The 24,558-nt window shown below is 64.6% G+C and carries 18 protein-coding genes; 14 read left to right on the top strand and 4 right to left on the bottom strand.

What is annotated here, in order from left to right; genetic code table 11:
- Positions 1–100 precede the first annotated feature (100 nt).
- Positions 101–2,590 (bottom strand): choice-of-anchor tandem repeat GloVer-containing protein, encoded by a 2,490-nt coding sequence (locus llg_RS13420; RefSeq protein ID WP_338285183.1) that lies wholly within the window; start codon positions 2,588–2,590, stop codon positions 101–103.
- A gap of 728 nt (positions 2,591–3,318) precedes the next feature.
- Positions 3,319–3,804, bottom strand: a complete 486-nt coding sequence (locus tag llg_RS13415; protein ID WP_338285182.1) for a hypothetical protein — start codon at positions 3,802–3,804, stop codon at positions 3,319–3,321.
- Positions 3,805–4,096: 292 nt separating this feature from the next.
- On the opposite strand from llg_RS13415, the gene llg_RS13410 reads away from it, so the two are divergent.
- From llg_RS13410 to llg_RS13370, 9 genes are all read left to right on the top strand, one after another.
- Entirely contained in the window at positions 4,097–4,285 is a 189-nt protein-coding gene (locus llg_RS13410; protein ID WP_338285181.1) for a hypothetical protein, read from the top strand.
- A 16-nt stretch (positions 4,286–4,301) separates the two neighbouring features.
- A complete protein-coding gene (locus llg_RS13405) occupies positions 4,302–5,951 on the top strand; it encodes a portal protein (protein ID WP_338285180.1) in 1,650 nt (549 codons plus the stop codon).
- Between the two features lie 120 nt (positions 5,952–6,071).
- A complete protein-coding gene (locus llg_RS13400) occupies positions 6,072–6,347 on the top strand; it encodes a hypothetical protein (protein WP_338285179.1) in 276 nt (91 codons plus the stop codon).
- Positions 6,348–6,452: 105 nt separating this feature from the next.
- On the top strand, positions 6,453–7,265 hold the full coding sequence (locus llg_RS13395) for a hypothetical protein (protein ID WP_338285178.1): 813 nt from the start codon (positions 6,453–6,455) through the stop codon (positions 7,263–7,265).
- Between the two features lie 188 nt (positions 7,266–7,453).
- The gene (locus llg_RS13390) at positions 7,454–8,218 is read left to right on the top strand and encodes a hypothetical protein (protein WP_338285177.1); all 765 of its coding nucleotides are present in this window, start codon (positions 7,454–7,456) and stop codon (positions 8,216–8,218) included.
- A 408-nt stretch (positions 8,219–8,626) separates the two neighbouring features.
- Positions 8,627–9,565: a phage capsid protein gene (locus tag llg_RS13385; protein ID WP_338285176.1), complete on the top strand. Its 939-nt coding sequence runs from the start codon at positions 8,627–8,629 to the stop codon at positions 9,563–9,565.
- 125 nt (positions 9,566–9,690) lie between these two features.
- Positions 9,691–10,167, top strand: coding sequence for a hypothetical protein (locus llg_RS13380; protein ID WP_338285175.1), 477 nt, complete (start codon positions 9,691–9,693; stop codon positions 10,165–10,167).
- A 357-nt stretch (positions 10,168–10,524) separates the two neighbouring features.
- Positions 10,525–11,295, top strand: coding sequence for a hypothetical protein (locus tag llg_RS13375; protein ID WP_338285174.1), 771 nt, complete (start codon positions 10,525–10,527; stop codon positions 11,293–11,295).
- Between the two features lie 188 nt (positions 11,296–11,483).
- Positions 11,484–14,183, top strand: coding sequence for a hypothetical protein (locus tag llg_RS13370; protein WP_338285173.1), 2,700 nt, complete (start codon positions 11,484–11,486; stop codon positions 14,181–14,183).
- Between the two features lie 55 nt (positions 14,184–14,238).
- Here llg_RS13370 and llg_RS13365 read toward each other — a convergent pair whose 3' ends face one another.
- The gene (locus tag llg_RS13365) at positions 14,239–14,493 is read right to left on the bottom strand and encodes a hypothetical protein (RefSeq protein ID WP_338285172.1); all 255 of its coding nucleotides are present in this window, start codon (positions 14,491–14,493) and stop codon (positions 14,239–14,241) included.
- Positions 14,494–14,544: 51 nt separating this feature from the next.
- Complete coding sequence (locus llg_RS13360) at positions 14,545–15,129, bottom strand: hypothetical protein (RefSeq protein ID WP_338285171.1); 585 nt, start codon at positions 15,127–15,129, stop codon at positions 14,545–14,547.
- 208 nt (positions 15,130–15,337) lie between these two features.
- Between llg_RS13360 and llg_RS13355 the strand changes: the two genes are divergently transcribed.
- From llg_RS13355 to llg_RS13335, 5 genes are all read left to right on the top strand, one after another.
- The gene (locus llg_RS13355) at positions 15,338–15,787 is read left to right on the top strand and encodes a hypothetical protein (protein ID WP_338285170.1); all 450 of its coding nucleotides are present in this window, start codon (positions 15,338–15,340) and stop codon (positions 15,785–15,787) included.
- A 221-nt stretch (positions 15,788–16,008) separates the two neighbouring features.
- Positions 16,009–16,539, top strand: a complete 531-nt coding sequence (locus llg_RS13350; protein ID WP_338285169.1) for a hypothetical protein — start codon at positions 16,009–16,011, stop codon at positions 16,537–16,539.
- A 176-nt stretch (positions 16,540–16,715) separates the two neighbouring features.
- Entirely contained in the window at positions 16,716–18,170 is a 1,455-nt protein-coding gene (locus tag llg_RS13345) for a hypothetical protein (RefSeq protein ID WP_338285168.1), read from the top strand.
- 1 nt (position 18,171) lies between these two features.
- Entirely contained in the window at positions 18,172–23,970 is a 5,799-nt protein-coding gene (locus llg_RS13340) for a hypothetical protein (protein ID WP_338285167.1), read from the top strand.
- Positions 23,971–23,975: 5 nt separating this feature from the next.
- Positions 23,976–24,527, top strand: coding sequence for an SUKH-3 domain-containing protein (locus llg_RS13335; protein ID WP_338285166.1), 552 nt, complete (start codon positions 23,976–23,978; stop codon positions 24,525–24,527).
- The last annotated feature ends 31 nt before the right edge of the window (positions 24,528–24,558 follow it).

The following is a 24,558-nucleotide window of genomic DNA, read 5'->3' as shown; positions in this document are numbered from 1 at the left end:
GGGAGAGGCGGGCGGGGATGGGATTTGAAATTTCAGATTTGAGATTTCAAAGGGAAGAGGAAGAGGGCGAGCCGGGACGCTCGCGGTCCCGGCGGGTGATTTAGCGGCGCGGGGTGGTGAGGGCGATGGTGGCGCTGGCCTGGGGGACGGGGTTTTCGGCGTTGGTGGTGATCAGGCGGACGTAGTAGGTGCGGCGGGCCTGGAGGCCGGTGAGGGTGGCGGTGACGGGGGTGCTCCCCTGCCCTGCCGGGATGGTGCCGGCGGAGACGGTGAGGGGGCGGCGGAAGGTGGGCTCGGTGGCGTATTGGAAGGTGACGGTGGTGTCGGTGCCGGAGGGATCGACGGTGCCGTGGAGGGTGGCTCCATTCCAGGTGAGGTCGGTAGGCTGGCCGATGACGGCGAAGGCACCGAGGTGGAGGCGGAAAAGCTGGCCACCGGCAGCGGGGTGGCCATCGGAAGTGGTGCCGCCGAGCTCGGTGGCACCATAGAGGTGGCCATCGGCTCCGAGATGGAGGGAGCCGGAGGGGTGGATGCCATCGGGACCGGAGAAGCTGTGGAGGAGGCTGAGATCGCCGCCGGGGGTGACGCGGAAGAGGGCTCCGGAGTCGTGGGTGCCACCGCTACGGGAGACACCGTAGAGGAAGCCATCCGGGGCGAGAACGAGCTTGTAGTCCGGGCTGGTGCCGAGGGGAAAGGAGTCAGCGAGGACTTCGGGAGCTTGGCCGGGGCGGATGCGGTAGATGGAATCGGGGGTCAGGGAGTCCTTGCAAGCGGGGCCGTAGAGGGTGCCATCAGCGGCGGCGGCAAGACCGGAGTAAGGGTAGAGGTTGATGCCTCCGGGGACGACCAGGGAGAGATCGCTGACGAGAGGTGACCCGGTGGCGGGGGTGACGTGGAAGAGGGAGCCGGGCTCCTGGCTGAAGGGATCGCCGGAGATGACACCGCGGAGGAGACCATCCGGGGTTTGGACGAGGGAGTAGACGGGGTTTGGGATGGACTCGGGATCAAAGGCGGCCACAGGGGTGACACGGCCGGAGGTGGTGATGCGGAGGACGGCGGGGGTGGCCCAATCGGGGATCTCCACAATGCCGATGGTGTAGAATGAGCCATCGGTGGCGAGGTGGAGTTCGCCGGGGAAGTAGCCTTCCTTGGAGTAGCGGAAGGGTTTCACGATGGATGCGCGGCCACTGGAGAGAACGCGGATGAAGGCACCAATTCCATTGGCGGCACCGTTGGAAGTGGTGAGGTAAACATGGCCATCCGGACCGGTGACCGGGCCGGATTCAGGCTGTGAGCCGAAGGCCCGGCCGAAATCGGCAACCGGAGTGAGCTCACCAGCGGGTGAGATGCGAACGATGCCGCCACGCCCCTCGGCACCACCTGAGGCCGCGAGAACGACGAGATTTCCGGCACTGTCCTGGGCGACGCCCCCTGCGGGCATGCACGGGGTGGTGGCTCCCAGCGTGCCAAGCGAGGCGAACCCGGCGATGGGGGAAAGCTTGAAAACGGTGCCTTCGCCGCCAAGGGAATCAACATTGGAGGTGGTGCCGTAGAGGAAGCCATCACGACCGAGAGTGAGAGCGCCGGCAGGATAGGCTCCCTTTCCTAGCGTTCCGAAGGCGTGAAGTCTGGTGAAGATTCCTGAGAAGCCGACACGGTAGAGGATACCTTGCAAATACCAGTCATCAGAAGGGCACGCGCCGTAGAGACCGCCATCCGGTCCGCATGCGAGCGGCCCAGGGAACCAGCCCAAGGAGGAATTCACTGGAAAGGCGTAAAGGGTGGCGACAGTGCCGGAGGGAGTGACCCGAACCACGGCTCCCGTTTCCCCCGCGAGGGTGAGGTAGAAATTCCCATCCCGGCCGAGCACGGGTGTGGTGGGAGTCAGGCGGGGCGCAAAGGTGCAGATGGTGGTGCGGACACCGGTGGGGGTGATGCGGTAGAGGCTCGCGGGGACGGTGGCGGAGGCCGCGAGGACGCCGTAGTAGTCACCATCCGGACCTGTGACGAGATCTCCGATAACGAGGCCATCGTCGTGCGGGATGACCGCGAGGGGGGTGAGGGTGCCTTGGCTGGTGACGCGGTAGAAGATGCCATCGGAGCTGCCGGGATCACGCGCGAGGCCGTGGAAGCGGGCTTCGATTCCATTGCTGTCCGCGCTCTCGAGAAGGCGGGAGACAGGATAGGGACGGCCGGTTCCGGAAAAGCTGGCGAAGAGGGTGAAATCCCCGGCGGCGGTGACGCGGAAAAACTGACCGGATGTGGTGGAGGTGGCGGAGGCATCACCCAGGATGCCGTAGAAGTTCCCATCGGCTCCACGGGTGAGTCCCGCAAGGGCGATGTCGGAACCAGCAGGGATGTCGGCGAGACGGGATACCGGCCCGCCGGGAGGCATGCGGAAGACTGCCCCGCAGAGATTGCAGCCGCCGCCTTTGGTGACGCCGTAGAGATTGCCGGCCGTGTCGAAAACGGGAGCACCGACGGGATCCGAGGGGCCAGCGGGAAAGCCCTGGATGGGCTGGAAGACGGGGGCGGCGTGGAGGGCGGCGGTGGCGGCGAGGGCAGCGGTGAGGAGGAAAGCTGGGAGCATGATGAAGGAGAAGAAAAAGAGGAAGAGGGCGAGCCGGGACGCTCGCGGTCCCGGCGGGCGATCTAGCGGCGCGGGGTGGTGAAGGCGGCGAGGGTGAAGGGGCGGAACATGAGATGGGAAAGCACTGAATTCCATGCACGAAATCCGAGACGAAGAGATGGATGGGTGCCGCGGGGGATATGGCGGGGAGTTGAGGGTTTGGCGAGGGGGAATCCAGAATCCAGAATCCAGAATCCAGAGTCCAGAGTCCAGAGTCCAGAGTCCAGAGTCCAGAGTCCAGAGTCCAGAGTCCGGAGTCCGGAGGAAGAGGGCTGCTTTGGTTCTTTCTCTTCCTGGCCCTCAGCTCCTGAATCCTGGCCGCTCATCGGCGGACTGGGGGTGCGAGGGCGTTCGCGGGTCTGCCCCGCCCACGTTCTCACGAACGCGGCTACAGGAGGAGGAGTAGGTGGGCGTGGGTGGAGCGATGGTGGGTCGGGGGACTGCGCCTCCCTCTGAAGACCTTCCTCGGCTGAAGCCTCAACTCCTCCCCTGCCCTGCTCGGGGGCTGACGGGAGAGATGGGACCAATAGGTCCGATAGGATGAATAGGAGCTATGGAGGACGGCCCCGGGGACGGGTGGTCCGAGGGGCCGGGGGGAGAGGAAGAGAAGAACGGGACAGGAGTGCGGAAGGTCCAACAGCCCGCGAAGCGGTGACTGGCATGGCCGGAGGCAATGTCGCTACTCCCCGCTAGGAGGAATGGGGTTCCGCGGGTGGGATGGCGAGGAGGCCGAGGAGGAGGAGCCAGCAGGCGATGGCGTGGGCGACAAGGCCGGAGCCGGCATCGAGGAAGACAGCCCCGGAGAAGCTCCACTCCAAGGTGCCGTAGGCGGCGGAGCCGAGGGCGAGGAGACGGACGAGCCAGAGGATGGGACGGGCACGCCGGTGGAAGGAGATGAGCCAGGGGGAGGAGAGGAGAAGGACGAGGGTCATGAGGTTCCAGAGGAGCAAGACGAGGCCGATGAAGTTGGAGAGATTCCAGCGGCTGCTGGCGAGGAGGAGCAGGCTGTGGTGAAGCAGCCGGAGGTGATGGCGGAAGATGTCCTCCCCGGTGCCGGTGTGGTAGGGATCGACGCGCCAGGGGAGGATTTCTCCGGCGAGGGCGAGGAGGAGGGCGAGCCAGAGGAGGTGGCGGGAGTGCTCGAGGCGCTTGTGGGAGAGGGATGGGAGGGGCATGGGAGTGAAAGCACGAAATTCTAAGCACGAAATTCGAAACGAAGAGTCGAGAGGAAGAGGTGGCTCAGTGGTTCTTTCGTTCGGTTCACTGACCACCGGCCACTCATCGGCGGACTGGATGTGCGGGGGTGGGCGGGGGTGTTCCCTGCCCACGTTCTCACGAACGCGGCTACGGGAGGAAGAAGAAGAAGAAGAAGAAGAAGAACGGGACAAGAATGTCCCTACTCCCAGTTAGGGTTGGCCAGGTGTTCAGTGGCGCGGGGGGCGGTGGGGATGGGATGGTGGTGGCCAGATGTCAGGCAAGACTCCTCCTCCGCCGCCCCCTCCCCCACCCCCTGTCCAGAGCACCGGCGCCGACAAGGCGCAGGCGGAGCTGGAGGCGAAGCGGCGGGAGAGGAACCGTTATGATTTTTCGAAGACGATCCTGAGGCCGGGCGGGCTGCTGCCGGGGCCGGAGGGGACGAAGGAGACGCTGGGTTGATCAGAGCAGAAACCGGATGAGCAAGGAGCTGGCGAAGCAGTTGACGGCGGAGGCGGGGGTGCTGGATGGGCAGCGCGCGCCGTGGGATTCCCTGTGGCAGGAGCTGGCGGATGTGGTGCATCCGCGGCGGGGAATGGTGACACGGCGATCGTCTACGATGGGTGCCGTACCGGATCGAAGGAAGGTGGCGGAGGCGTTCGATGGGACGGCGGCGCGGGCGAACCGGACGCTGGCGAACGGGCAGTTCGCGAGGATCACGCCGATGGGGGCGCGGTGGTTCGTGTGCAAGCCTCCGGCGGAGCTTCCGGTGAAGCCGGAGGCGGCGGCGTGGTACCAGCGGTGTTCGGAGGTGCTGGCGGCGAAGCTTTATGCTTCGAATTTCTACGCGCGGGCGCACGAGCATTTCCTGGATCGCGGGGCGTTCGGGACGGCGGCGACGGAGGTGACGGGCGGGCAGCACGGGAAGGGGCTGCATTTCCGGTCGTTCGCGGTGGGGAGCTACTCGGTTGCGCAGAATGCGAACGATGAGGTGGAGACGCTGCACCGGAGTTACACGCTGACGCCGCGGCAGTTGGTGGAGAAGTTTCCGGAGACGTGTCCGGCGGAGATTCGCCGAAGAGCGCGGGATGCGGCGAAGGGGCATCAGCCGGTGACGGTGCGGCAGGCGGTGTACAGGCGGCTGGACCGGGATCCGCGGAAGGTGGATGGGGCGAACAAGGCGTTCGCTTCGGTGCATTGGCTGCCGGAGACGCAGACGGTGCTGGCGGAGGGTGGTTACGAGGAGTTTCCGTGCGCGGTGTCGCGGTGGGAGTTGTGGGGGGATGCGCCGTATGGGTGGGCGCCATCGTATCTGGCGCTGCCGGAGGCGGTGCAGGCGAATTTCCTGGAGCAGATGCTGGACACGGCGGCGGAGGTGGCGGTGTTTCCGCGGGTGCTGTACGGGGCATCCCTGAAGGGGGATGTGGATTTCCGGGCGCTGGGGCTGACGTGCTATGATCCGCAGGCGGGCGAGGCTCCGCGGGAGTGGTTGACGCAGGGGCGCTACGATGTGGGGAAGGACCGGGTGCGGGACAAGCGGCAGGCGATCAACGAGGCGTTCTTTGTGCCGTTGTTCAATTCGATCAGCCAACTGCAGCATGATGCGACGGCGACGGAGGTGCAGGCGATCGTGACGGAGTCGCGGGAGTTGTTCCATCCGATCTTCGCGGGGTTGACGCGGGAGTTCCTGGTGCCGTTGTTGCGGCGGGCGTTTTCGATTTTGCTGCGCCAGGGTGAGTTTCCTGCTCCGCCGGCTGCGGTGGTGATGCGGGATGAGCTGGGGGCGTATGTGGGGGATCCGGCGGTGGAGTTCGTGAGTTCGATGGCGCTGGCGCTGGAGCAATCGCATCTGGGGAACTTGCGGGATTGTTTGTCGGTGTTGCAGCCGTTCATGGCGCAGGATCCGGCGGTGGTGGATTTCATCGATGTGGACCGGGTGGGTCCGGCGCTTTTCCGGGCGAAGGGGCTGCCGGAGGAGTTCATCCGGCCGGCGAAGGAGGTGGAGAAGCTGCGGGCGGCGCGGGCGCAGGCACAGCAGATGGCGCAGGCGCGGGAGGCGGCGGGGGCGGTGAAGGATCTGGGGGGAGCGGAGGGGATCGAGGGGCTGGGGAGAGTGATGGGGGGATGAGTTTGCTGGTTTTCAGTTTTCAGTTTTCAGGAAGAAGGGGGAGCCTGGGGTGGGCTTTGAAGAATAGGACGCATAGGTCCTATGGGTCTTATAGGACCTATGGGGGAAGAGAGACGAAGGATGAAGAAGGCGGACGAGATTCAACAGGCGCGGACGAAGATTCTGGCGGCTTACCGGGAGTGTTTCACGGGGGAGGCGGGCAGACTGGTGCTGGCGGATCTGGAGCGGAGCACGGGCTACGGGAGGCCGAGTTTCATGCGGCCGCCGGAGGGGCATCCATACGATCCACTGGCGGCGGCGATCCGGGACGGGCGGAAGTCGGTGGTGGATGAGATCCATGACCGGCTGCGGACGGCGGCGGATGAGCCGGTGAAGGGGCCGGGGGTTAGAGGTTAGAGGTTAGAGGTTAGAGGTTAGAGGTTAGAGGTTAGAGGTTAGAGGTTAGAGGTTAGAGGTTAGAGGTTAGAGGTTAGAGGTTAGAGGTTAGAGGTTATTTTTTCCATGAGCGAACACACGACTACGACGGAGGCAGTAGGTCCCCCGCCCTTTCAGGCGGATGGGAGTTTTTCGAAGAACTGGCACGCGGCGTTGGGCGAGGAGTTTGCCCCGCATGCGGCGCAGTTGGGGACTTTCAAGAATGTGGCGGGGCTGGCGAAGAGCTACCTGCATTTGAGGTCGACGGGGCCGGCTTATCCGGGGGAGCAGAGCACGCCGGAGGAGGTGGCGCGGTTCCAGGCGCTGGCGAAGGTGCCGAAGGAGGGGACGGCGGCGGCCTACGGGCTGAAGGTGCCGGAGCTGGCGACGGAGAAGGACCGGGCGGTGTATGAGCGGATGGCGCAGGTGGCGCACGCGCATCATTTGCCGGGGCCGGGGTTTGCGGCGCTGGTGGCGGAGTATTCGAAGCTGCAGGGGGAGCAGGTGCAGGCGCTGGTGGACGGGCAGGCGCAGCGGCAGCGGGAGGCGCAGGATGCGCTGGTGCGGGAGTGGCGCGGGGAGTTCGAGGCGAATTCGTCGATGGCGCGGCACTATACGGCGAAGCTGGCGCAGGCGGCGGGGATCGGGCCGGAGGATCCGGTGGTGCAGGAACTGGCGAACATGCCGGCGTTCGCGAAGATGATGTTGCAGGTGGCGCGGATGACGTCGGAGGACGCGGTGCGGGCGCCGGCGGGGCATGGGAACGCGCTGAGCCCGCGCCAGCAGGCGGAGGAGATCATGGCGGGGCGGGATCCGGTGTGGGGGATGCGTTACCGGAACGGGGACCGGGATGCGATGTTGCAGGTGAGCAACCTGTTGGAAGAAAGCACTAGGATTTAAGCACTAAATCCTAAGCACTAAATCTTAAACGAAGAGGAAGAGGCGCGGCGTGGGCCGTGGCTGGTGGAAGGGGCCGCTCCGGGATGGGGGCGGCTTCTTTTTTGGGGGGAGAGGCGTTTGTGAAATATGGGTGAAGATGGAGGTGGGGCTGGAAGATCAAGAGGAGGTGGGGTGTATGGGAGGGAGAGATGAGAGCGATGGTGCTGGCGCTGGTGTTTTCGGGATTGGTGCTGGAGGCGCGGGCGGGGCTGCCGGGGGAGATCGAGGCGGGGTTCCGGGAGAGCCGGGTGTTCGAGGGGGATGGGAGCGTGGTGATCCGGGGAGTGGATGAGGGGGTGTTTTTGAATTATGTGGGGGAACACTGGCGGTGGATGATGGATCATCCGGAGGAGATTCCGGAGCGGACGGATTCCAAGGAGTGGGGCCGGATGGGGAATGCGTGGGTGCTGGCGCAGGCGTGCGAGGTGCTGCCGCCGGCGGAGTATGTGGAGTTCCTGGGGCGGTGGCTGGATTGGTATGAGCAGGGGGTGATTCCGTATGTGGTGGCGGAAAGCGGCTTCCATGGGTGGTGGCGGAAGGCGCATTTCCTGGAGGCGAACAGCGACGATTGGCGGGTGAGGCGGGTGGTGAAGCGGATGATCGCGGCGACGCCGGTGGAGGAGGTGGAGCGACGGGAGTATCTGGAGGAGGTGCTGGACGGGGATTATGCGGATCATTGGGAGTTCTGCGGCGGGAATGTGTCGGATCCGCGGGTGCCGCCGGAGACGATGCCGGGCTCGCTGCCGGTATTCGTTTTCAAGCACAAGCTGAAGTGGGCGCTGCTTTACGCACTGCTGGGATACGCGGGGTGGAGGTTTTTGAAGAGCGCGCGGGAGGCGTGGCGGGTGTGGGGGAGGACGCCGCGGCGGAGCCGGATGCGATGGGGACGGGCGCAGCCGGGACGGGTGGGATGAAGCACTAAATCCGAAGCACTAAATTCTAAACGAAGAGGATGAGGCGCGGCGTGGGCCGTGGCTGGTGGAAGGGGCCGCTCCGGGATGGGGACGGCTTCTTTTTTGGGGGGAGAGGTGGATAGGACCCATAGGACCCATAGGACCCATAGGACCCATAGGACCCATGGGATCGATAAGACTCATGGGGGTGATGGGTGGGTTTGGCCAGGTGTTACATGGCGGTGGGGGTGGCGGGGTGGGATGGTGGCGGGGCCGTGAGGGCTGGGGAGAATCCCATTTACGGGACCCCTGGTAGCAGGCGGCGGCCATACGGGGGCATGACCCGGAGGTGACGACCCGCGCGGGCGGACAATCGGAGCCGGTGACATGATGGAGAAAACCGATTCCTAGAAAGACGAAGAGAAGACGATGAGCGCGGATTTGACCGTACCAGACCATTTCACGACCCAGTTCAGCACGAACTGGAAATCGATCGCCCAACAGAAGATTTCCCGGCTGCGCGAGCGGTGCATGGTGGAGACGGGTTGCACGGGCGAGCGAAAGAGCCACAATTACACGGGGATCGTCAGTTCGGAGAACGTGACGGGCCAGCGATACAAGCACACGGCGCTGAAGGATCTGCCGACGGCGAAGCGGTGGGTGAGTCCGAGCCAGTTCCAGGTGACGACGGGCGAGAGCAAGTGGGACGCGATCGGGCTGCTGCCGACGGTGTCTCCGAGCGGGGCGCACACGCTGGCGCACGCGGGGGCGTTCGCGCGGGATTGCGATGATGTGATCATCGCGGCGCTGGGCGGCACTTCGTACACGGGGGCGCAGGGGCTGACGGGGACGATCCTGCCGACCACGCAGAAGGTGGCGAAGAACTATGCCTACAGTGGCGGCGGCACGGATACGTCGCTGCAGGTGGAGAAGATCATCGCGGCGCTGCGGATCCTGACGGAGACGGAGGCGTGGAACGACGATGTGGCATCGAGCGGGATGAAGCTGCACGGGGTGATGACGCCGCGGTGCGAGGAGTATCTGCGCATCGATGCGAACAGTGCGAGCGGCTCGCGTTTGTTTTCGCGGGATTTCCTGCCGCCGGTGCTGGATGACCAGGGGCGGATCAAGTCGTTCCTGGGGATCGATTGGACGGTGTCGACGCGACCGGGCCTGAAGGGCAGCGGGGTGGACTACGCGTATGTGTGGGTGACGGACGGCCTGCAGTTCGACGTGTGGCAGGAGATGCAGACGACGATCGACCGGCTGCCGCAGGTTTCGAACGCGGTGCAGTTCCTGACGCAGTATGCGATCGGGGCGACGCGCATGGAGGAGGAGAAGGTGGTGGAGATCGCGGCGAAGGTTTAAGCGCCTTCGGCGAGAGTCCAGATTCCAGAAGCCAGAGTCCAGAGAAGAGGAAGAGGTGGAGGGATGGGGGTGGGTGGATTTGGGATCTCAGATTTCACATTTCAAATTTCAGACATTAGAGAAATATGCCGAACAATTATAAATCGGATTTGGTGACGAAGCAGGAGGCGGCGGCGCAGATGCAGTCGGCGGGGGTGCGCGATGGGGATGACCTGGCGGGTCACTTGCTGTATGCGACGGCGGTGGTGACCGCGGGGGTGGGTGGATCGACCCCGGTGGTTCCGGCGGCGGGTGACACGCTGCAGTTGGTGGATCTACCGGCGGGAGCGGTGGTGGTGCCGCAGCTTTCGCATGTGACGGGTGCGGTGAGCGGCACGCTGGTGCTGGACATCGGCGATGCGGGCACGTCGAACCGTTTCGGCAAGGTGTCGATGACGGGCAACGCGGCGGCGACCTTTTCATCCAACGGTCTGGCGTCCGCGGCGGTGACACCGGCGCGGCTGACGGACCCGGTGCGGATGATCGCGACGCTGGGCACGGTGACTTCGGTGCCAGGGGGCACGAAGCTGGTGGTGACGATCGCGTACCGGGTGAAGGGCTGATTTTCCCGGGTGTAGGTGTGTGATACATGACTCCCCTGCCCGCCCGTGGATTTTTCCGCGGGCGGGTGGTGTGGAGGGGATTCAAATCCGAAGCACTAAATCCAAAATCCTAAACGAAGAGGAAGAACGGGATAGGAATGCGGAAGGTCCAGCAGCGCGCGGAGCGGTGACTGGCATGGCCGGAGGCAATATCCCTACTCCCAGCCATGAGTGATGGATGGGATTTTTAAGAACGGGACAGGAATGTCCCTACTCCCAGCCAGGGAGGCCTAGTTAGGGGGGGCGGGTGATGGCAGCGGGCGTTTCCGGTAATGGGGCCGGGCTGACTCACAAGCAGGAATGCTTGTGCTACTTACGATGACAAAGACGGAGATTTCGAATCTGGCGCTTTCGCGACTGGGGGCGCGGCGGGTGGTGGATGTGGATGCGGACACGACTCCGGAGGCGAGGAGCTGCGCGCTGCATTTCAATGTGGTGCGGGATGATCTGCTGAGGCGGCATCATTGGAATTTCGCGCTGGCGCGGAAGACGTATGTGCCGCAGGGGGCGGCGTGGAGCGGGACGGCGGTGTATGCTCCGGGGGATGTGGCGTCGAAGGACGGGAGCAATTTCCGGTGCGTGCTGGGGCACGCGGGAAGCGTGGCGGTGGCGGAGCCGGTGGCGGGGGCGAGCCGGCTGACGTATTGGACGGCGGCTTATGCGTACGATGTTTCCAGTAGTCCGCAGGCGGAGTGGGAGGCGGCGTGGACGCTGCCGGTGGATCTGGTGAGGTTCACGCGGGTGGCGGGGGCGACGGTGGACGAGGCGGTGAACGATTTTGCGATCGAGGGGAGGTCGCTGCTGGTGAACGGGAGCGAGGGGCCGTCGATCGTGTATGTTTCGAACGCGGTGGAGATGGGGAAGTGGGACGGGCTTTTCGTGCAGGCGATGAGCTACGCGCTGGCGCATGAGATCGCGCTGGATGTGACGCAGAACGCGGGGCTGGCGCAGCAGATGCAGCAGGGGCTGGAGCGGCTGGCGCTACCGGAGGCGAAGCTGGCGGACGCGCGTGAGACGCGGAGCGGGGAGAATTTCGGCACTTCGCATATGGTGGGGCAGAGTGGGTTGGTGAGGAGCCGGTTCCGCTAGAGCGAAGAGCCAATGACTAATGACTAAATCCTAATGACTAATGGAAGAGGGCTGGATGGGTGGATCGGAGGCGTTGGGATTCAGGAGGGTCGTTGGTGATTTCGGGAGGAGATCCCCTGCCCTGCAACGGTCGAGGTCCGGGGTCTTCATTTAGTCATTAGGGTTTAGGAATTAGTCATTTCATTTTTATGCATAGCAGTTTCCTGGCATTCAATAGTGGTGAGGTGACGCCGTATCTGGTGCACCGGACGGACGTGGACCGGCATGCGAGCGGGTTGGCGGGGCTGGAGAATTTCGTGCCGCTGCCGTATGGAGGGGTGCGGAAGCGGCCGGGGACGCGGTGGCTGAACACGGGCTCGATCGTGGCGGGCAAGGAGGCCGGGAAGGTGAATGCGCAGGCATTCCAGGCAAGTGACGGGAGCCGCTACGTGGTGGTGTTCGCGCTGGATGCGGCGGGACGAAGCCGGGTGCATGTGTTCCGGCAGCAGGATGGGAGCCAGGCGGCGGTGGTGACGGCGATCACGCGCTACGATTACCAGGGGCAGGTGGTGACACCGGCGGCGTGGTCGTCATCGGTGGCGGGATACAAGCGCCATGATGTGGTGGAGCGCAGCGGGGTGGTGTGGCGGTGTGTGGCGGAGCATGTGCCGGTGACGGGGACGAACGCGCCCGGGACGGGATCGGGGTGGCAGACGTGCTGGCGGTATGACCTGAGCATCCCGGCGCCACTGGAGCTGCAGATGATCCAGGTGAACGACGTGGCGTTCGTGGTGGCGGCGGGTGTGGAGCCGCTGCGGTTGACTCGGGCGAGCGACACGGTGTGGACGCTGGAGCCGGTGCCGTTTTCAATGCCGCCGCTGCTGACGGAGAACACGGAGGAGAAGCGGACGCTGAAGACGAGCTTCACGGATGGAACGGCGACGCCTCCGGCGTGGGCGGATTCACCGGGCTTCGTGACGTACCAGGTGGGCGACCGTGTGTCGGTGGGGACGGATCTGTATGTGTGCGTGGTGCCGCACCTGGCGTATGCGGCGAGCAACAAGCCGGGGACGGGGGCTGCGTGGCAGACGTATTGGAAGCGGGATTTCCTGGATCATTCGTCGGTGGTGGGTCAGGCGGTGACCCTGGTGGCGAATTGGAACTATTTCACGGAGGACCACGTGGGGGCGGTGTTGCGGATTTCGAAGAAGCGGGAGGTTTCGGGGTTCGAGGTTTCGCTGGAGGCGAGCCATGCGAATGACGGGAAGTCGTCGATCCCGCTGGTGGTGCAGGGGAAGTGGTCGGTCATCACGTATGGGACGTGGTACGGGAAGTGGGTGGTGGAGCGGAGCAAGGACCGGGGGGCGACGTGGACGGCGGTGCGGAGTTTTTCCTCGGGCGGGGACCGGAATGTGTCGCAGGCGGGTGAGGAGGATTCGCGGGTGCTGCTGCGTCTGACGTGGGACGAGGAGACGAACAGCTACACGAACAAGCCGAAGGCGGTATTGTCATCCGAGGAGCCGTTCATCCGGGGGCTGGTGCGGGTGACGAAGGTGACGGACGGGATGCACGCGGTGGCGGAGACGGTGACGCCGGTGGAGACGTGCGAGACGGAGGTGTGGAGCGAGGGGGCGTTTTCGCCGCGGCAGGGGTATCCGGTGGCGGTGGCGGTGCATGAGCGGCGGCTGGTTTACGGGGGGACGACGCGGGAGCCGATGTCACTGTGGATGTCGAAGACGGACGATCTGTTGGATTTCGAGACGGGGACGGTGGCGGACGACGGGATCCAGGTGACGCTGGCGGCGAACCGGCAGGATGACATCCGGTGGCTGGCGTCGCAGCGGCGGTTGTTCGTGGGGACGAGCGGCGGGGAGTGGGTGTTCGGCTCGGAGACGACGGACAATCCGATTTCACCGGGGACGCTGCTGGTGCGGGAGTATTCGCGGTATGGCTCGGGGAAACTTCCGCCGCTGACGGCGGGCAACAGCGTGCTTTTCATGGAGCGCCAGAGGCGACGGCTACGGGAGCTGGCGTACGTGATGGAGAGCCAGTCCTACGAGGCGGCGGATCTGACGCGGCTGGCGGAGCATATCACGGACACGGGGGTGCTGCAGATGGCGTGGCAGCAGAGCCGGGAGCCGACGTTGTGGGCGGTGCTGGGGAACGGACAGATGGTGTCGTTCACCTACAACCGGGCGGAGAAGGTGGCGGCGTGGGCGCGGCACCTGACGGTGGGGCAATTCCTGAGCGTGTGCGTGCTGCGGAGCGAGGGCGGGGATGACGAGGTTTTCACGGTGGTGCTGCGCTACAATGAGCTGCACCTGGAGAAGCTGGTGGCGGGGCAGCAGGCGGTGCAGGAGGCGGGGAACGTGACGCAGGCCTGGCACGTGGACTGCGGGGTGCTGTACAACAACAGCGCGAATCCGCTGAACAGGACGATCGATCTATCCGGGTATCCGCAGTTCAGCACGGGGCCGACGCTCTCGGTGAACGCGGGCGGGCTGACTTACCGGCTGGAGATGACGGGCGGGCATGTGACGCTGCCGGATGACGGGAAGTCCCGGCCGTGGCTGGTGATCGGATTCTGGCTGACATCGGCGCTGACGACGCTGCCGCTGGATGTGCAGGCGGAGGCGGGGACGACGCACGGGCGGATGAAGCGGGCGCACCGGCTGCGGCTGGATGTTTACCAATCGGCGGGCGGGACGCTGGGGTATGTGCCGGCGGAGAATGTGCCGGAGGCGCAGCCGGTGGTGTATCCGGGGGCGGGTCCGCTTTTCAGCGGGTGGCTGGAGGCGGCGCTGTGGCCGGGGCATTCGCGGGATGTGGCATTCCAGGTGGTGCACGAGGAGCCGGTGCCGTTCACGCTGCGGAGCGCGGTGGTGGATTGGGAGGTGTGCGAAGCGTAGCTTCGAAGCACTAAATCCTAAATCCAAAATCCGAAACGAAGATGAAGAAGCAGGCTCACTTCGGGCCTGCCTCTTTCGTCGGCTTCGCGATAGGCTTTTTCGCGGACTTGGCGGCCACTTTCCGTACGGTGGCTGGTTTCGGTCTCTTGCCGGTCCTGTAGGGTTCGGCGAGCTGGCGGTCCTGGGTCAGGATGCCCGCGTCGATGAGGGTCTGGATCTTTTCCTCATCGGTCATTTTTTCGAGGCGCGCTTCCACCCGATCCCACGCTTCCAATGGGTTGTAGGGGACAAAGGGGCGCACTGGACTCATGGCGGAACACTACCTGTTCACCGGCAATTCGGCAAGCGTGTAGCATCCGGGTCAGGAAACCGGCCTGAAATAGCCCACAATGCAGGCGGGATCCCTGACGGCGATCTGGATGTGGGATTTGCTCCGGATCATCGATCCTGGAAAAGCCTCCTGCCCCTCTTGGAAAACACCGCGGACGGATTGGAATCTGACGGAGGGGTCATCGAGTTCCAATGTCTCGATAGTCCAATTGACCACCGCGCAATCCAAATGCCGGAGGAGTTGGTCGCCATCCTCTTCCCTGGCGGGGAGGTTTAGAGGCAAAGGCTTCCCACTCAGCCGATGGATGGAATCCATCCATTGGTAGCCACGTTCCAGCGCCCGGGTGAAATGGACGTCCAGAAGATCGAAACAACTGCCCAGCTGAATCAGCGCTCCCACCACGGCGGGTGTTTTCAACCGCCTCCTTCTTTTTTGTTCGACTGCCCATTCGAGAGCGCGTGTGGGACCGTGCTCCCAGAAGTAGATTCCCCTTCCCAGCCAGTCGTATTGATTCTCACTCGGTTTGAGGGATCCTCCATTGAAGACCTCGTCCGCCACTCCGGCATCACAGCCATGATAGGCGATGATCAGGCGTTGGTAGGCGGTGTGGTTCATGATGGGAGGGTGGTTCGCGGGGCCGGAGGGTTCAAGCTTCCTGTTAGAGCAAGCACCGGCTCCCAAATTCAAAATCCGAAACGAAGAGGAAGAGGGCCGGGTGGATGGGTGGGGATCTGGTTCTTGGTTTTGGATTTGGTGCTTTGGATTTCGCACATTGGCCATGTGTTCACTTACTCCCCTGCGCTGGCGGTGGCATTTTTTTCGCATGGCATCCGGGTTCCGCGTGAGGTTGATCGAGAAGGAGGCGGACCATCCACTGGTGGCGGGGTGGTGGCGGGGGCATGGTTGGCAGGCGGTGCCGGTGGCGATGTTGCCGGCGCTGGGGGTGATGGCGGAGGTGGGCGGTCGGCCGGTGGCGGCGGGCTGGTGCTACCTGGACAACAGCACGGGGGTGGCGATGCTGGAGTGGCTGGTGGCGGACCCGGATGCCAGACCGCGGGAGGTGATGACGGGGCTGGGCCATGTGATCGCGTTCCTGAAGGCGGAGGCGAGGGCGCTGGGATACGGGGCGATGCTGGGGACGTGCCGGCAGGAGTCGCTTTCGAAAGTACTACAGCGGCATGAGTTCGAGGTGATGGACCGGGGGATGATTCATCATGTCGCTTCGCTCCAGACGGAAGACGGGAAGACGGAAGAAGTAAGAGAAGAGGGCTAGGCCCAGAATCCAGAATGCGGCGGGAGCGCTAGCGACCTGCTAGATGAACGGCGAAGCCGCTGACTGGCATGGCCCGAAGGGCAATCCAGAGTCCAGGGGAAGAGGAAGAGATTTCAGATCTCATATTTCTGATCTGATATTTCAAATTTCAAATCTCGGATTTCAGACTTCAGATCTCACATTTAAGATTTCGGATTTTTGAATTTTTAGAACGCATCATTATGGCAGCACTTACGGCAATTGCGCTGGCGACGACGGCGATCAGCGCGGGACTTTCGGCCTACGGGCAGGTCCAGCAGGGGGAGGCGGCGCAGCGGGCGGCGGAGTATAACAATGCGCTGGCGCAGCAGGAGGCGCGGAACCGGGAGCTGGAGGTGGCGGAGCAGGTGAAGCGCCAGCGGGAGCAGAACGAGCAGGCAATGGGTCAGGTGCGGGTGCAGCTGGCGAACAGCGGGGCCCTGAGCACGGAGGGGACGCCGCTGACGATCCTGGGGGAGTCTTCGGCGAACTTCGAGCTGGGGATCCAGGACATGGTGCGGGAGGCGAACCTGGAGGCGATGGCGATGCGCCAGCAGGGGGCGATGGGACTTTGGGAGGGCCAGCAGCAGAAGAGCGCGGCGACGATCGGGGCGATCGCGACGGGGGTGAAGGGCGTGGGCTCGGTGATCTCGCAGTATGATGAGGCGGTGTACAGGAAGACGATGCCGGACACGTTCGGGTTGTATTCGGGTAGGACGAAGCGGATGGGCTGAGGCGGTGGGACCGGGTGACGGGGGAGGCTGTGGAGCAGGAGTCCCCGAGAGATGATGAGGCGTGATGCGCGATGGGCTCGCATTCCCCTCCTCCGTCGTCCGGTCCCGCGGCCACGCGGAGGAGGGCCCCTGCCCTTTTTGATTTTTCGAACTTCTAACATTTTTCTGAAACGATCATGCCAGTGAGACTCGATGCGGCGCTGGTGCCGCCCCAGTTGCAAGGAACACACTTGAAGATGGCGCCGATGAGCGCGGCGGCGGCGCGGGCACCGGGGGCGGCGCTGGGGGAGCTGGCGGAGGGGATCGCGAGCCTGGGCAAGCCATTTCGGAAGCTGGCGGAGAACGTGCAGGAGGTGAAGAACGCGGGGGACCAGAGCCGGGTGCTGAACGAGTGGCAGGATGGGGCGGCGCGGGTGCGGGCGGAGAACGCGGCGGATCCGGATCCGGCGAGCCGGACGAGGCGGATGGGTGAGTTTCTGGATGGGGCGCTGGCGGCGGTGCAGTCATCGGAGCTGACGCCGGTGGTGCGGCAGGAGCTGGAGCTGCGGCACCAGGATTTCGCGCACCGGATGCGGGTGGACAACGCGGCGGCGATCAGCCGCTCGGTGCATCAGGAGTCGGTGCGATCGCTGGCGACGGAGATGGAGAACGCGACGCGCCACCGGGATCGGGCGGGGTTCGATGCGGCGATGGGCCGTGCGACGGCGGCGAGGTTGATCGATGCGGAGCAACAGGCGCGGCTGAGGGCGGGCTATGAGCGGACGACGGCGCGGGAGACGCTGGAGGAGCGGTTGATGCATGATCCGCGGGGGGTGGCGCGGGAGTTGGAGGCGAAGGGGGCGGACGGGCTTTACCAGCACCACATGCCGCTGGACGATGACACGCGGCGGGATCTGCTGGAGAAGGCGGGGATCCGCGGGGAGGAGCTGCGGACGGATCGTTTCAACGAGGTGAAGGCGGCGATGGATGGGAGTGGCAAGGCGGTGGATTGGCCGGGGGTGGCGGCGGTAATGCCGGAGGCGGATGTGCGGGCGCTGGCGGAGTACAAGGCGGCGCGGGGCCGGCCGCTGCCGGCGGGGGCGGTATCGGGCACGTGGAGTGCGGTGGGTTCGCTCTATGAAAAGTTCCTGGATCCGGAGGTGGGCCGGGAGGTTTACGCGCGGAGTTTCAATGACACGCGGACGGCGCTACTGAGGACGCAGCCGCGGGGGCGGGACGCGGAGATGGAGCGGGTGCTGGACCACCTTTCGCCAGGCAGCCGCGGGAAGCGGGAGGCCTCGCTGGAGAGGATGACGCCGCAGGATCTGGAGCTGGAGGGAACGCTGGCGTACAAGCGTTACCTGGACGAGGGGGCCTTCGGGGATCTACTAGGAACACCGGAGGCGGCGCGGGCGGCGGAGAACCGGTTCCGGATGTGGTGCAGTGATTTGACGACGGCGGTGCGTGGGGGGCGGGTGAAGAGCTACCCGGAGGTGCAGGCGCACGTGGAGCGCTCGATCGCGGGGCGGCGTGTGGCGTCGATGGTCTCGACGTTCAGTCCGTTTGTTTCGGGCAGCGGGCAGATGGCGTTCAAGCCGGGCGCGCCGGCCTCGATGCTCCGTGTTTCCCAATCGAACCCGACTTCCCACTGACATGGCGTCCATCGAGCTTTTGAAGAATCCGTCCGGGGAATCGACCGGAGAGGAGCTGCTGCCAGCCGGGGAGATGCCGGCGCCCTCCCCTGCCCATTCGCCGGTTCCGGCACCGACACCGGTTCCGGCTCCGGTCGTGCCATCGGCCCCGGCGGTGGTGGAGCAGCGGTCTCCGGACTGGATCGATCCGGTGAACGGGAACGCGCGGGTGGAGCTGGAGGTTCCGATCTTGCATGAGCGGGCGACGCGGGACCGGAGCGGGGCCACGCTGGATGCGTACTTTTCCCGGGAGAACGATCAGGCGCGGCTGGATCAGCTGGCCTGGCAGTGGCACCAGGAGGCGGACGGGATCCGGAGGCAGGAGGAGCGGAAGCAGGTGGAGGCGACGCCGGGCTTTTTCGATGCGGAGGGGAACGTGGTGGTGGATCCCAAGCACGGTCTGCCGGGACATCCGATGCCGATCACGGGGCGGCGGGTGCCGCCGGAGCTGGCGGTGCTGGAGTCCGCGATCTCGATGTACGAGGCTTTCCGTAGAAACCGGGGCGAGGAGCCGCTGCAATACCTGGCGGACCGACAGACGGAGGCGCAGGCGCAGGAGCGGAGGGAGCAGCTGGAGGTGCTGCGGCGGATCAACCGCGGGCCGGCATTGATGCGGGAGGCGTTCCGGCCGGAGCAGCGGGAGGAATTCGACGCGCGCCTGGGCACGGCGGCGGATGCGGACAAGGTCCACTATGCGAACCTGCTGACGGCTTCGTACTGGACGGGCAAGACGCCCTCGGAGGTGGAGGCGACGTGGCCGTGGACGCGGGCGCAGGTTTCCCGGGAGATTTACCAACGGGACGATCCGGGGACGGAGGAGGGCTTCCAGGGGTTGAGCCTGGGGTTCCTGGAGGAGCGCGAGGCGACGACGGTGAAACTGCGGAGGGCGGCGGAGAACGCGCGGCTCGCGGCGATCCGCGGGCTGCCGCTGGAGGCGGGGATGAAGGCAGCGCTGGATTTCCCGGGGGCGGATCCGAAGCTCCACGGGAGCGCGGTTTCGAGCGCCTACGCGGATGTGCTGGGCCGCTACACGGACCGGGAGATCGCGGTGGCGAACGGCTTGTGGAAATGGCGGGCGGCGGCGGAGAAGGATCGGGCGAGCGCGCCAACGGACGAGCTGGGGCCGTTTCTATCGGGATATGGCAAGCTGGACGTGAGGGGGCAGGACCGGGTGCTGGGGATGATGATGTCCATGGCGGAGGCGGATGGCTGGGATGTGAAGGGCCACGCGGCGAAGATCTTCGAGGGCTTCCGGACGGGGGCGGATCAGTTCGAGATGGGGACGCGTGGGGGGGACGCGCGGTTCAACGCGGCGGTGTTCGGGCAGGTGCTGGAGGGCGGCCGGACCTCGCTGCCTGCCAGCGAGCTGCCGCACCATCCTGCCCTGTATCTGAACGCGCAGCAGGAGTGGGATGAGGAGCACTGGGGCATGGCTCCGGGCGGGCAGGATCCCCGCCGCGAGCTGACGGAGAAGGAGAAGGAGGCTCTCCGCATCTTCGCGGATCGTTCGAAGGGAGCGGCGGCCTTTTTCGGGGACATGGGCAACCATCCGATCCGCGCGGCGCGCGCCCGGGTGGAGGATGCGAAGGGTTTTTGGGATCATTTCGACAATGCGGCGGTGAGTGCCTCGCAGGGGCTGGTGGAGATGGGCGCGGCAATGGCACCGTATGGCACGGGGCTGCCGATCCTGCTGGAGTCCCGGCTGGGGCGATCCGCGCGCACGGTGGAGCGGATGGCGCCGAATGCACCGCCGGAGGAACGGGCGGCGCTGGCCTTGGCCATCGCGGGCGTGCAAACGGCGCTGGACCGGGTGGACGCCGGGATTTTCGCGGGCAAGATGCCGTTCCTTTCCAAGGCGCTGGAGGGGGAGGTTTCCCGTCTGGCGACCGGGGGCGTGGGCGGCAAGCTCACGGCCGGTGGCATCCGCCTGGCGGAGATGACCGCGGCGGGCGGCACGGCCGGGGTGGCGCAGCAATTGACCGAACCGGGTCTCCAACAGATCGCCTCCGCGCTGAGCAAGGACATTCCCGGTCCGGAGTGGGAGAGCCTGCTGCGACAGGAGCGCGAGCACCTGGGGGAGGCCTTCGGCGTGGCGTTTCTCTACGGCATCTTCGGCGCGGGCAGCCACACCCTGATCGAGGGGGCGAACGCGTCCGCGCTGCGCAAGGTTTTCAGCGATCGCCAGGGGCTGGAGCTGGCGGGCATCGGGGCGCGGGAGGCGGGGAGCATTTCCCAGATGGCGCTCACCGATCCGGTCGCGGCGGCGCGCCTGCACCAGGAGATCTGGAAGGCCATGCCCATCGAGCAACGCGCGGCCAACAGCCGGGCCGCGATCGACCGCCTGCAGTTGGCGGAGGCGGCGCGCGCCGGTATCCCCGGCATCGAACCGCAGCCGGACGGGACCTTCACGGTCCACTACCATGATGAGGGGCAGCGGACCGGCAACTTCGCCAGCCGCGAGGAGGCCGCCGCCGCCATCATCGCCCATGAGCAGGACCGGAGCGTGGAGCTCGCGCGCGCCAATGCCTCGCTCATCCAGCAGCTCCAGTCAGGAGCCGAGGGCACCGGCCGGAACCTCGCCGTGGGCGAGCTGCCATCCAAGAACCTCGCCGAATGGGCCGGGGATTCCGCCGGAAAGATCACCCAGGCCCGCGCCCGCGTGGCCATCATGCTGCGTCAGGCGGGGAAGGACATGGGGCTCGCCCGCGATGTGGACCTTTCCACCATTCCCATCATGGGCATGCGTTGGAACGCCCGCCAGCCGGACGGCTCGACCACGCTCCACATCGCCCTGGCGGAGGGCGCGCAGCCCCACCACGTCATCGAGGAGCACGCCGAAGGCCTCGCCGCCTGGCTGCTGGACGAGGGCCATGTGTCCGAGCAAACGCTGACCCGCTGGCTGCGCGATACCGAGGCCGGGACCCGCAGCCGTTTCCTCCACGACGACCTCGGCGCGCTGTCCCCGGCGCTGCGTCGGCAGGAGCTGCTGGAGGCCTTCAGCCACGTGGCCGTGAACAACGCCACCGGCCGCTACGCCGACAGTGCCCTGCCCTCCCCCGTGCGGACCTTCTTCCGGGCGTTCAAGGAGATGATCGGCCAGCACCTGCGCATCGCCACGGACTTCCTGCGCCTGCGGCGGGAGGGCAAGGTGGATCCGCACTTCGCGCACTGGCTGGACGTGGCGGGCGGTCTCGATCCGGACGTGCACGGGCCGCTGCGGCCGGAGGATGGACCTACGGCGAAGGCAGTAGATGAAACGCAGGGAGCGAATGGAACCACGCCCTACTCCTTCGCCATACCGCCGCTCGGCCCCGGCACCCGGCCGATCACCGAAGCTCCCCTGCCCGTCCGGCTCCAGGAATCCCACCCGGATGCGCCGGAAAAGCCATCCGAGCTCAGGACGTGGTTCACGCGAAACTTCGACGCCATCAGCGCGGGTTGGCCGAAGCTCATCGAGACGCCCGAGGGAGCCATCGCCTGGAGCAAATCCAAAACCGCCCACAAGCTCCGCTCGTTCAAGGACGGTGAACCGGCACGCCTCCATTTCATCGCCGCGGCCAACCTGCCCGAGCTCCTCAGGAACTCGAAACTGAGTGCGGTGGAACCCGAAGGAAAAGGAGACCCCACTGTTCAAGAGGTGCATCGCCGCTATGCGTGGGCGGATTTCCCAGATGGCACACGGCGCAATGTGCTGCTGACCATCGATCGGATGTCTGAAAAGGCCCGTCCCGAAAAACAAACGGCAGATCAAGCCTACTCTTCCGAGGTTCTAACGATCGGAGTCGAGGTTCTTCCACTAGCGGACGCTTTGCAGAGAAAACAAAAAAGTGCCGACGTGGTAACTCTCCAAGAGCCGCATCCGGAAACCGGACTTGGAGTCTTGGCCGACACGTCGACACAGGGGGATGCTAGCTCATCATCCCTCCGAATCAAGTCCGAGCTTGAGCGCTTTCAGGCAGGCATCAAGCCGGAGCACAATCACGAGGAAAGAGTCGGAAGCCGGGAGGCACCTCCGAAGATGGACCTCGATGGCCAGGACGTCTCGTTCAGCCTGGCGGAATCGACTCCGGAGCGGGACGCGCGGCCGATCACGCCGCTGAGGATTTCATCGGAGGTGCTGCCGGGCGGGAAGAAGGACTGGCACATCGCGGTCCGCAACTACATCGCCGAACATCTCCAGGGCAAGGATCTGCTCAATAAAGACACCAACGGCACGATACGCTTCACGGCCCAAAGCCGACGCGAGGCACCAAGCAAACTCCGTCGAGAACCCGCCTTCCGGGCCGCAACTGAGATCAAGACGATCACCGAAGATGCCCTCTACCTCGGCCATGTCGCCACATCAAAGGGAAGGCTCAATACGGAGCGAGTCGATTACTACGCATTGCCCATCGAAATCGACGGGAAGACCGGGATTGCCTGGTTCAACGCCATGAAAGAAAAGAATGGCGACCACTCTGTCTTTTACGAGTTCGGCTTATGGCAGCAAAAAAGCGACCCGGGCTTCCAGAGCGCTTCGACATCAGGCGAAAGCCCTCAATCGGCCTCAAAGCCCGGGTCTGGCGAGACGGTAGGCGAGTTCCTCTCCCGAATCAAGGACACACTTCCAGCCGCCATCAAGGTGGGCCAGGAGGCCGATGGCGGAACACATCAAGACGCGTCCTTCTCCATTGGACATCCCGGGGACGACTCCTCACTCCAGCCTTCTGCCCCGAAGCTACTGGAAGCATCGGCGTCCCCTCCAGCGCATGCCGCGCCCAAGGGGGCCAAGGATTGGGAAACCGTCGGCAAAACTGTCACCGACCGACTCTACCAAGACTTCAAGAAGCAAGGTCCGGTCAAGCTGCCGGAAGGCTCCGTCGGGTTTGACAACTCCCCGGGCTTCAGGCAGGTTAAGGCACCTTCCGATACCGCATCCTCACTCCACTACGAAGCCGCCGCGCGGTTGCGCGAATTGCTGGATCACTCCGTTCCGGTCAAGAGCGAGCCCTTCGGCCAAAACGGCCAATCCGCCTTGCACCACCGCTACGCGTGGATGGCTTTCTCCGATGGTACGACACGCCCCGTAGCAATCGCCCTCGGGGAATGGGCACCGCAAACCCGCAAGGAGGGCCTCACCGTCCGCTCGCTGGAAGTCGGACCGGTGATGGATCTCGCGGGGAAGACTCCCGACGAAGCCTTCGCCACCGCCATCAAGCCGGAGCACCTGCCAGAGGGCTCCGATGCCCCTTCCGTGTGGAACCAACCGCAGCGCATCCCCGCCCCGCCGAAGATGGGCCGGGAGGAACCAGCGTCCCGCGAACCAGATTACCAGAAAGCCACTACCCAGGGCATCACGCGGGAGGAAATCCAGCCCCTGCTGGAAGCAGCCCGAGCCAAGCACCGGGAATTCACTTCGGAGAATCCTCGGGCGAAAGGAATGATGGCCACGCTGATCAAGGATGGCGAAGTGATTCATGGATTCAGCTCAAGACTCTCTCCCTTCCGCTACGAAGATCTCCATCCTCGCGTGAAAGAATCCCTGGAAAAAATCTCTCCAGCGGACCAAAGCAAATATCACTCACGGTGCGCTGAAATCTGGATACTCTCTGAAATGTTAAAAAATGGAATCGATCCGCAAGGATCCGTCATCGCGGCAACCGGTATTGGCGGGAAGAAAAATGGCCAACTCCGAAATCCTTGCTCTTCTTGTAGAAAAGCCCTTGAAGATTTCGGGGTCCGATTTCTAGAAGCACAAACACACACTGAATCACCGCAATAGACTTCATGAAAAAAAGATTTCCTGACGAAGTGGAGAAAATTCTTCGAGCTGGCGGATGGACCGGAACTCCTAGCGAACAAATCAATTTTGAGTTACCCGCCCACTTCGAGATATTCCCCGCAGCCGAAAACGTCTTAAAAGAATTCGCGGGATTTTACTACAAACCCGACCCCATTACTGGCATCGAGTTTGCCAGATCCGAATTCAGCATCGATCCAAGACATTTCGAATACCCTGCCGATTCATTCGAGGAAGAAGAAGAATCATTAGGAAAGAAACTCTATCCAATCGGCAAGATATTCGACTACCCAATCGACATCTTAATCGCCGATGATGGAGTTCCCTATTCACTTTCAGAATACGGTCTCTGCCAAGACGGCGACACCTTCGACGATACATTGATTTCCTGCATTCTCGGTATCCGCCCATGCCCGAATTACACCCTCTATCCAGTCTTCGACCGGCAGTCCTCACCTGACTACCCTCCTGTCGCGCGCTGCGAATGGCTGCTGGACAAGCCTTTGCTCCCGGATCCTCGCGAGGAAGGTCCGTCGTAAGGCATTTCAGGTCACCACCCTCCGGCACCCA

The organism is Luteolibacter sp. LG18, from assembly GCF_036322585.1.
GTDB lineage: Bacteria > Verrucomicrobiota > Verrucomicrobiia > Verrucomicrobiales > Akkermansiaceae > Luteolibacter.
This window is presented reverse-complemented; position numbering and strand designations above follow the sequence as displayed.

Coding starts and splice junctions, on each gene's coding strand:
- llg_RS13360 (WP_338285171.1), bottom strand. CDS start 15,129: ATGAACCACACCGCCTACCAACGCCTGATCATCGCCTATCATGGCTGT.
- llg_RS13375 (WP_338285174.1), top strand. CDS start 10,525: ATGACAAAGACGGAGATTTCGAATCTGGCGCTTTCGCGACTGGGGGCG.
- llg_RS13365 (WP_338285172.1), bottom strand. CDS start 14,493: ATGAGTCCAGTGCGCCCCTTTGTCCCCTACAACCCATTGGAAGCGTGG.
- llg_RS13395 (WP_338285178.1), top strand. CDS start 6,453: ATGAGCGAACACACGACTACGACGGAGGCAGTAGGTCCCCCGCCCTTT.
- llg_RS13400 (WP_338285179.1), top strand. CDS start 6,072: ATGAAGAAGGCGGACGAGATTCAACAGGCGCGGACGAAGATTCTGGCG.
- llg_RS13350 (WP_338285169.1), top strand. CDS start 16,009: ATGGCAGCACTTACGGCAATTGCGCTGGCGACGACGGCGATCAGCGCG.
- llg_RS13390 (WP_338285177.1), top strand. CDS start 7,454: ATGAGAGCGATGGTGCTGGCGCTGGTGTTTTCGGGATTGGTGCTGGAG.
- llg_RS13405 (WP_338285180.1), top strand. CDS start 4,302: ATGAGCAAGGAGCTGGCGAAGCAGTTGACGGCGGAGGCGGGGGTGCTG.
- llg_RS13410 (WP_338285181.1), top strand. CDS start 4,097: ATGTCAGGCAAGACTCCTCCTCCGCCGCCCCCTCCCCCACCCCCTGTC.
- llg_RS13420 (WP_338285183.1), bottom strand. CDS start 2,590: ATGCTCCCAGCTTTCCTCCTCACCGCTGCCCTCGCCGCCACCGCCGCC.
- llg_RS13345 (WP_338285168.1), top strand. CDS start 16,716: ATGCCAGTGAGACTCGATGCGGCGCTGGTGCCGCCCCAGTTGCAAGGA.
- llg_RS13355 (WP_338285170.1), top strand. CDS start 15,338: ATGGCATCCGGGTTCCGCGTGAGGTTGATCGAGAAGGAGGCGGACCAT.
- llg_RS13385 (WP_338285176.1), top strand. CDS start 8,627: ATGAGCGCGGATTTGACCGTACCAGACCATTTCACGACCCAGTTCAGC.
- llg_RS13335 (WP_338285166.1), top strand. CDS start 23,976: ATGAAAAAAAGATTTCCTGACGAAGTGGAGAAAATTCTTCGAGCTGGC.
- llg_RS13380 (WP_338285175.1), top strand. CDS start 9,691: ATGCCGAACAATTATAAATCGGATTTGGTGACGAAGCAGGAGGCGGCG.
- llg_RS13340 (WP_338285167.1), top strand. CDS start 18,172: ATGGCGTCCATCGAGCTTTTGAAGAATCCGTCCGGGGAATCGACCGGA.
- llg_RS13370 (WP_338285173.1), top strand. CDS start 11,484: ATGCATAGCAGTTTCCTGGCATTCAATAGTGGTGAGGTGACGCCGTAT.
- llg_RS13415 (WP_338285182.1), bottom strand. CDS start 3,804: ATGCCCCTCCCATCCCTCTCCCACAAGCGCCTCGAGCACTCCCGCCAC.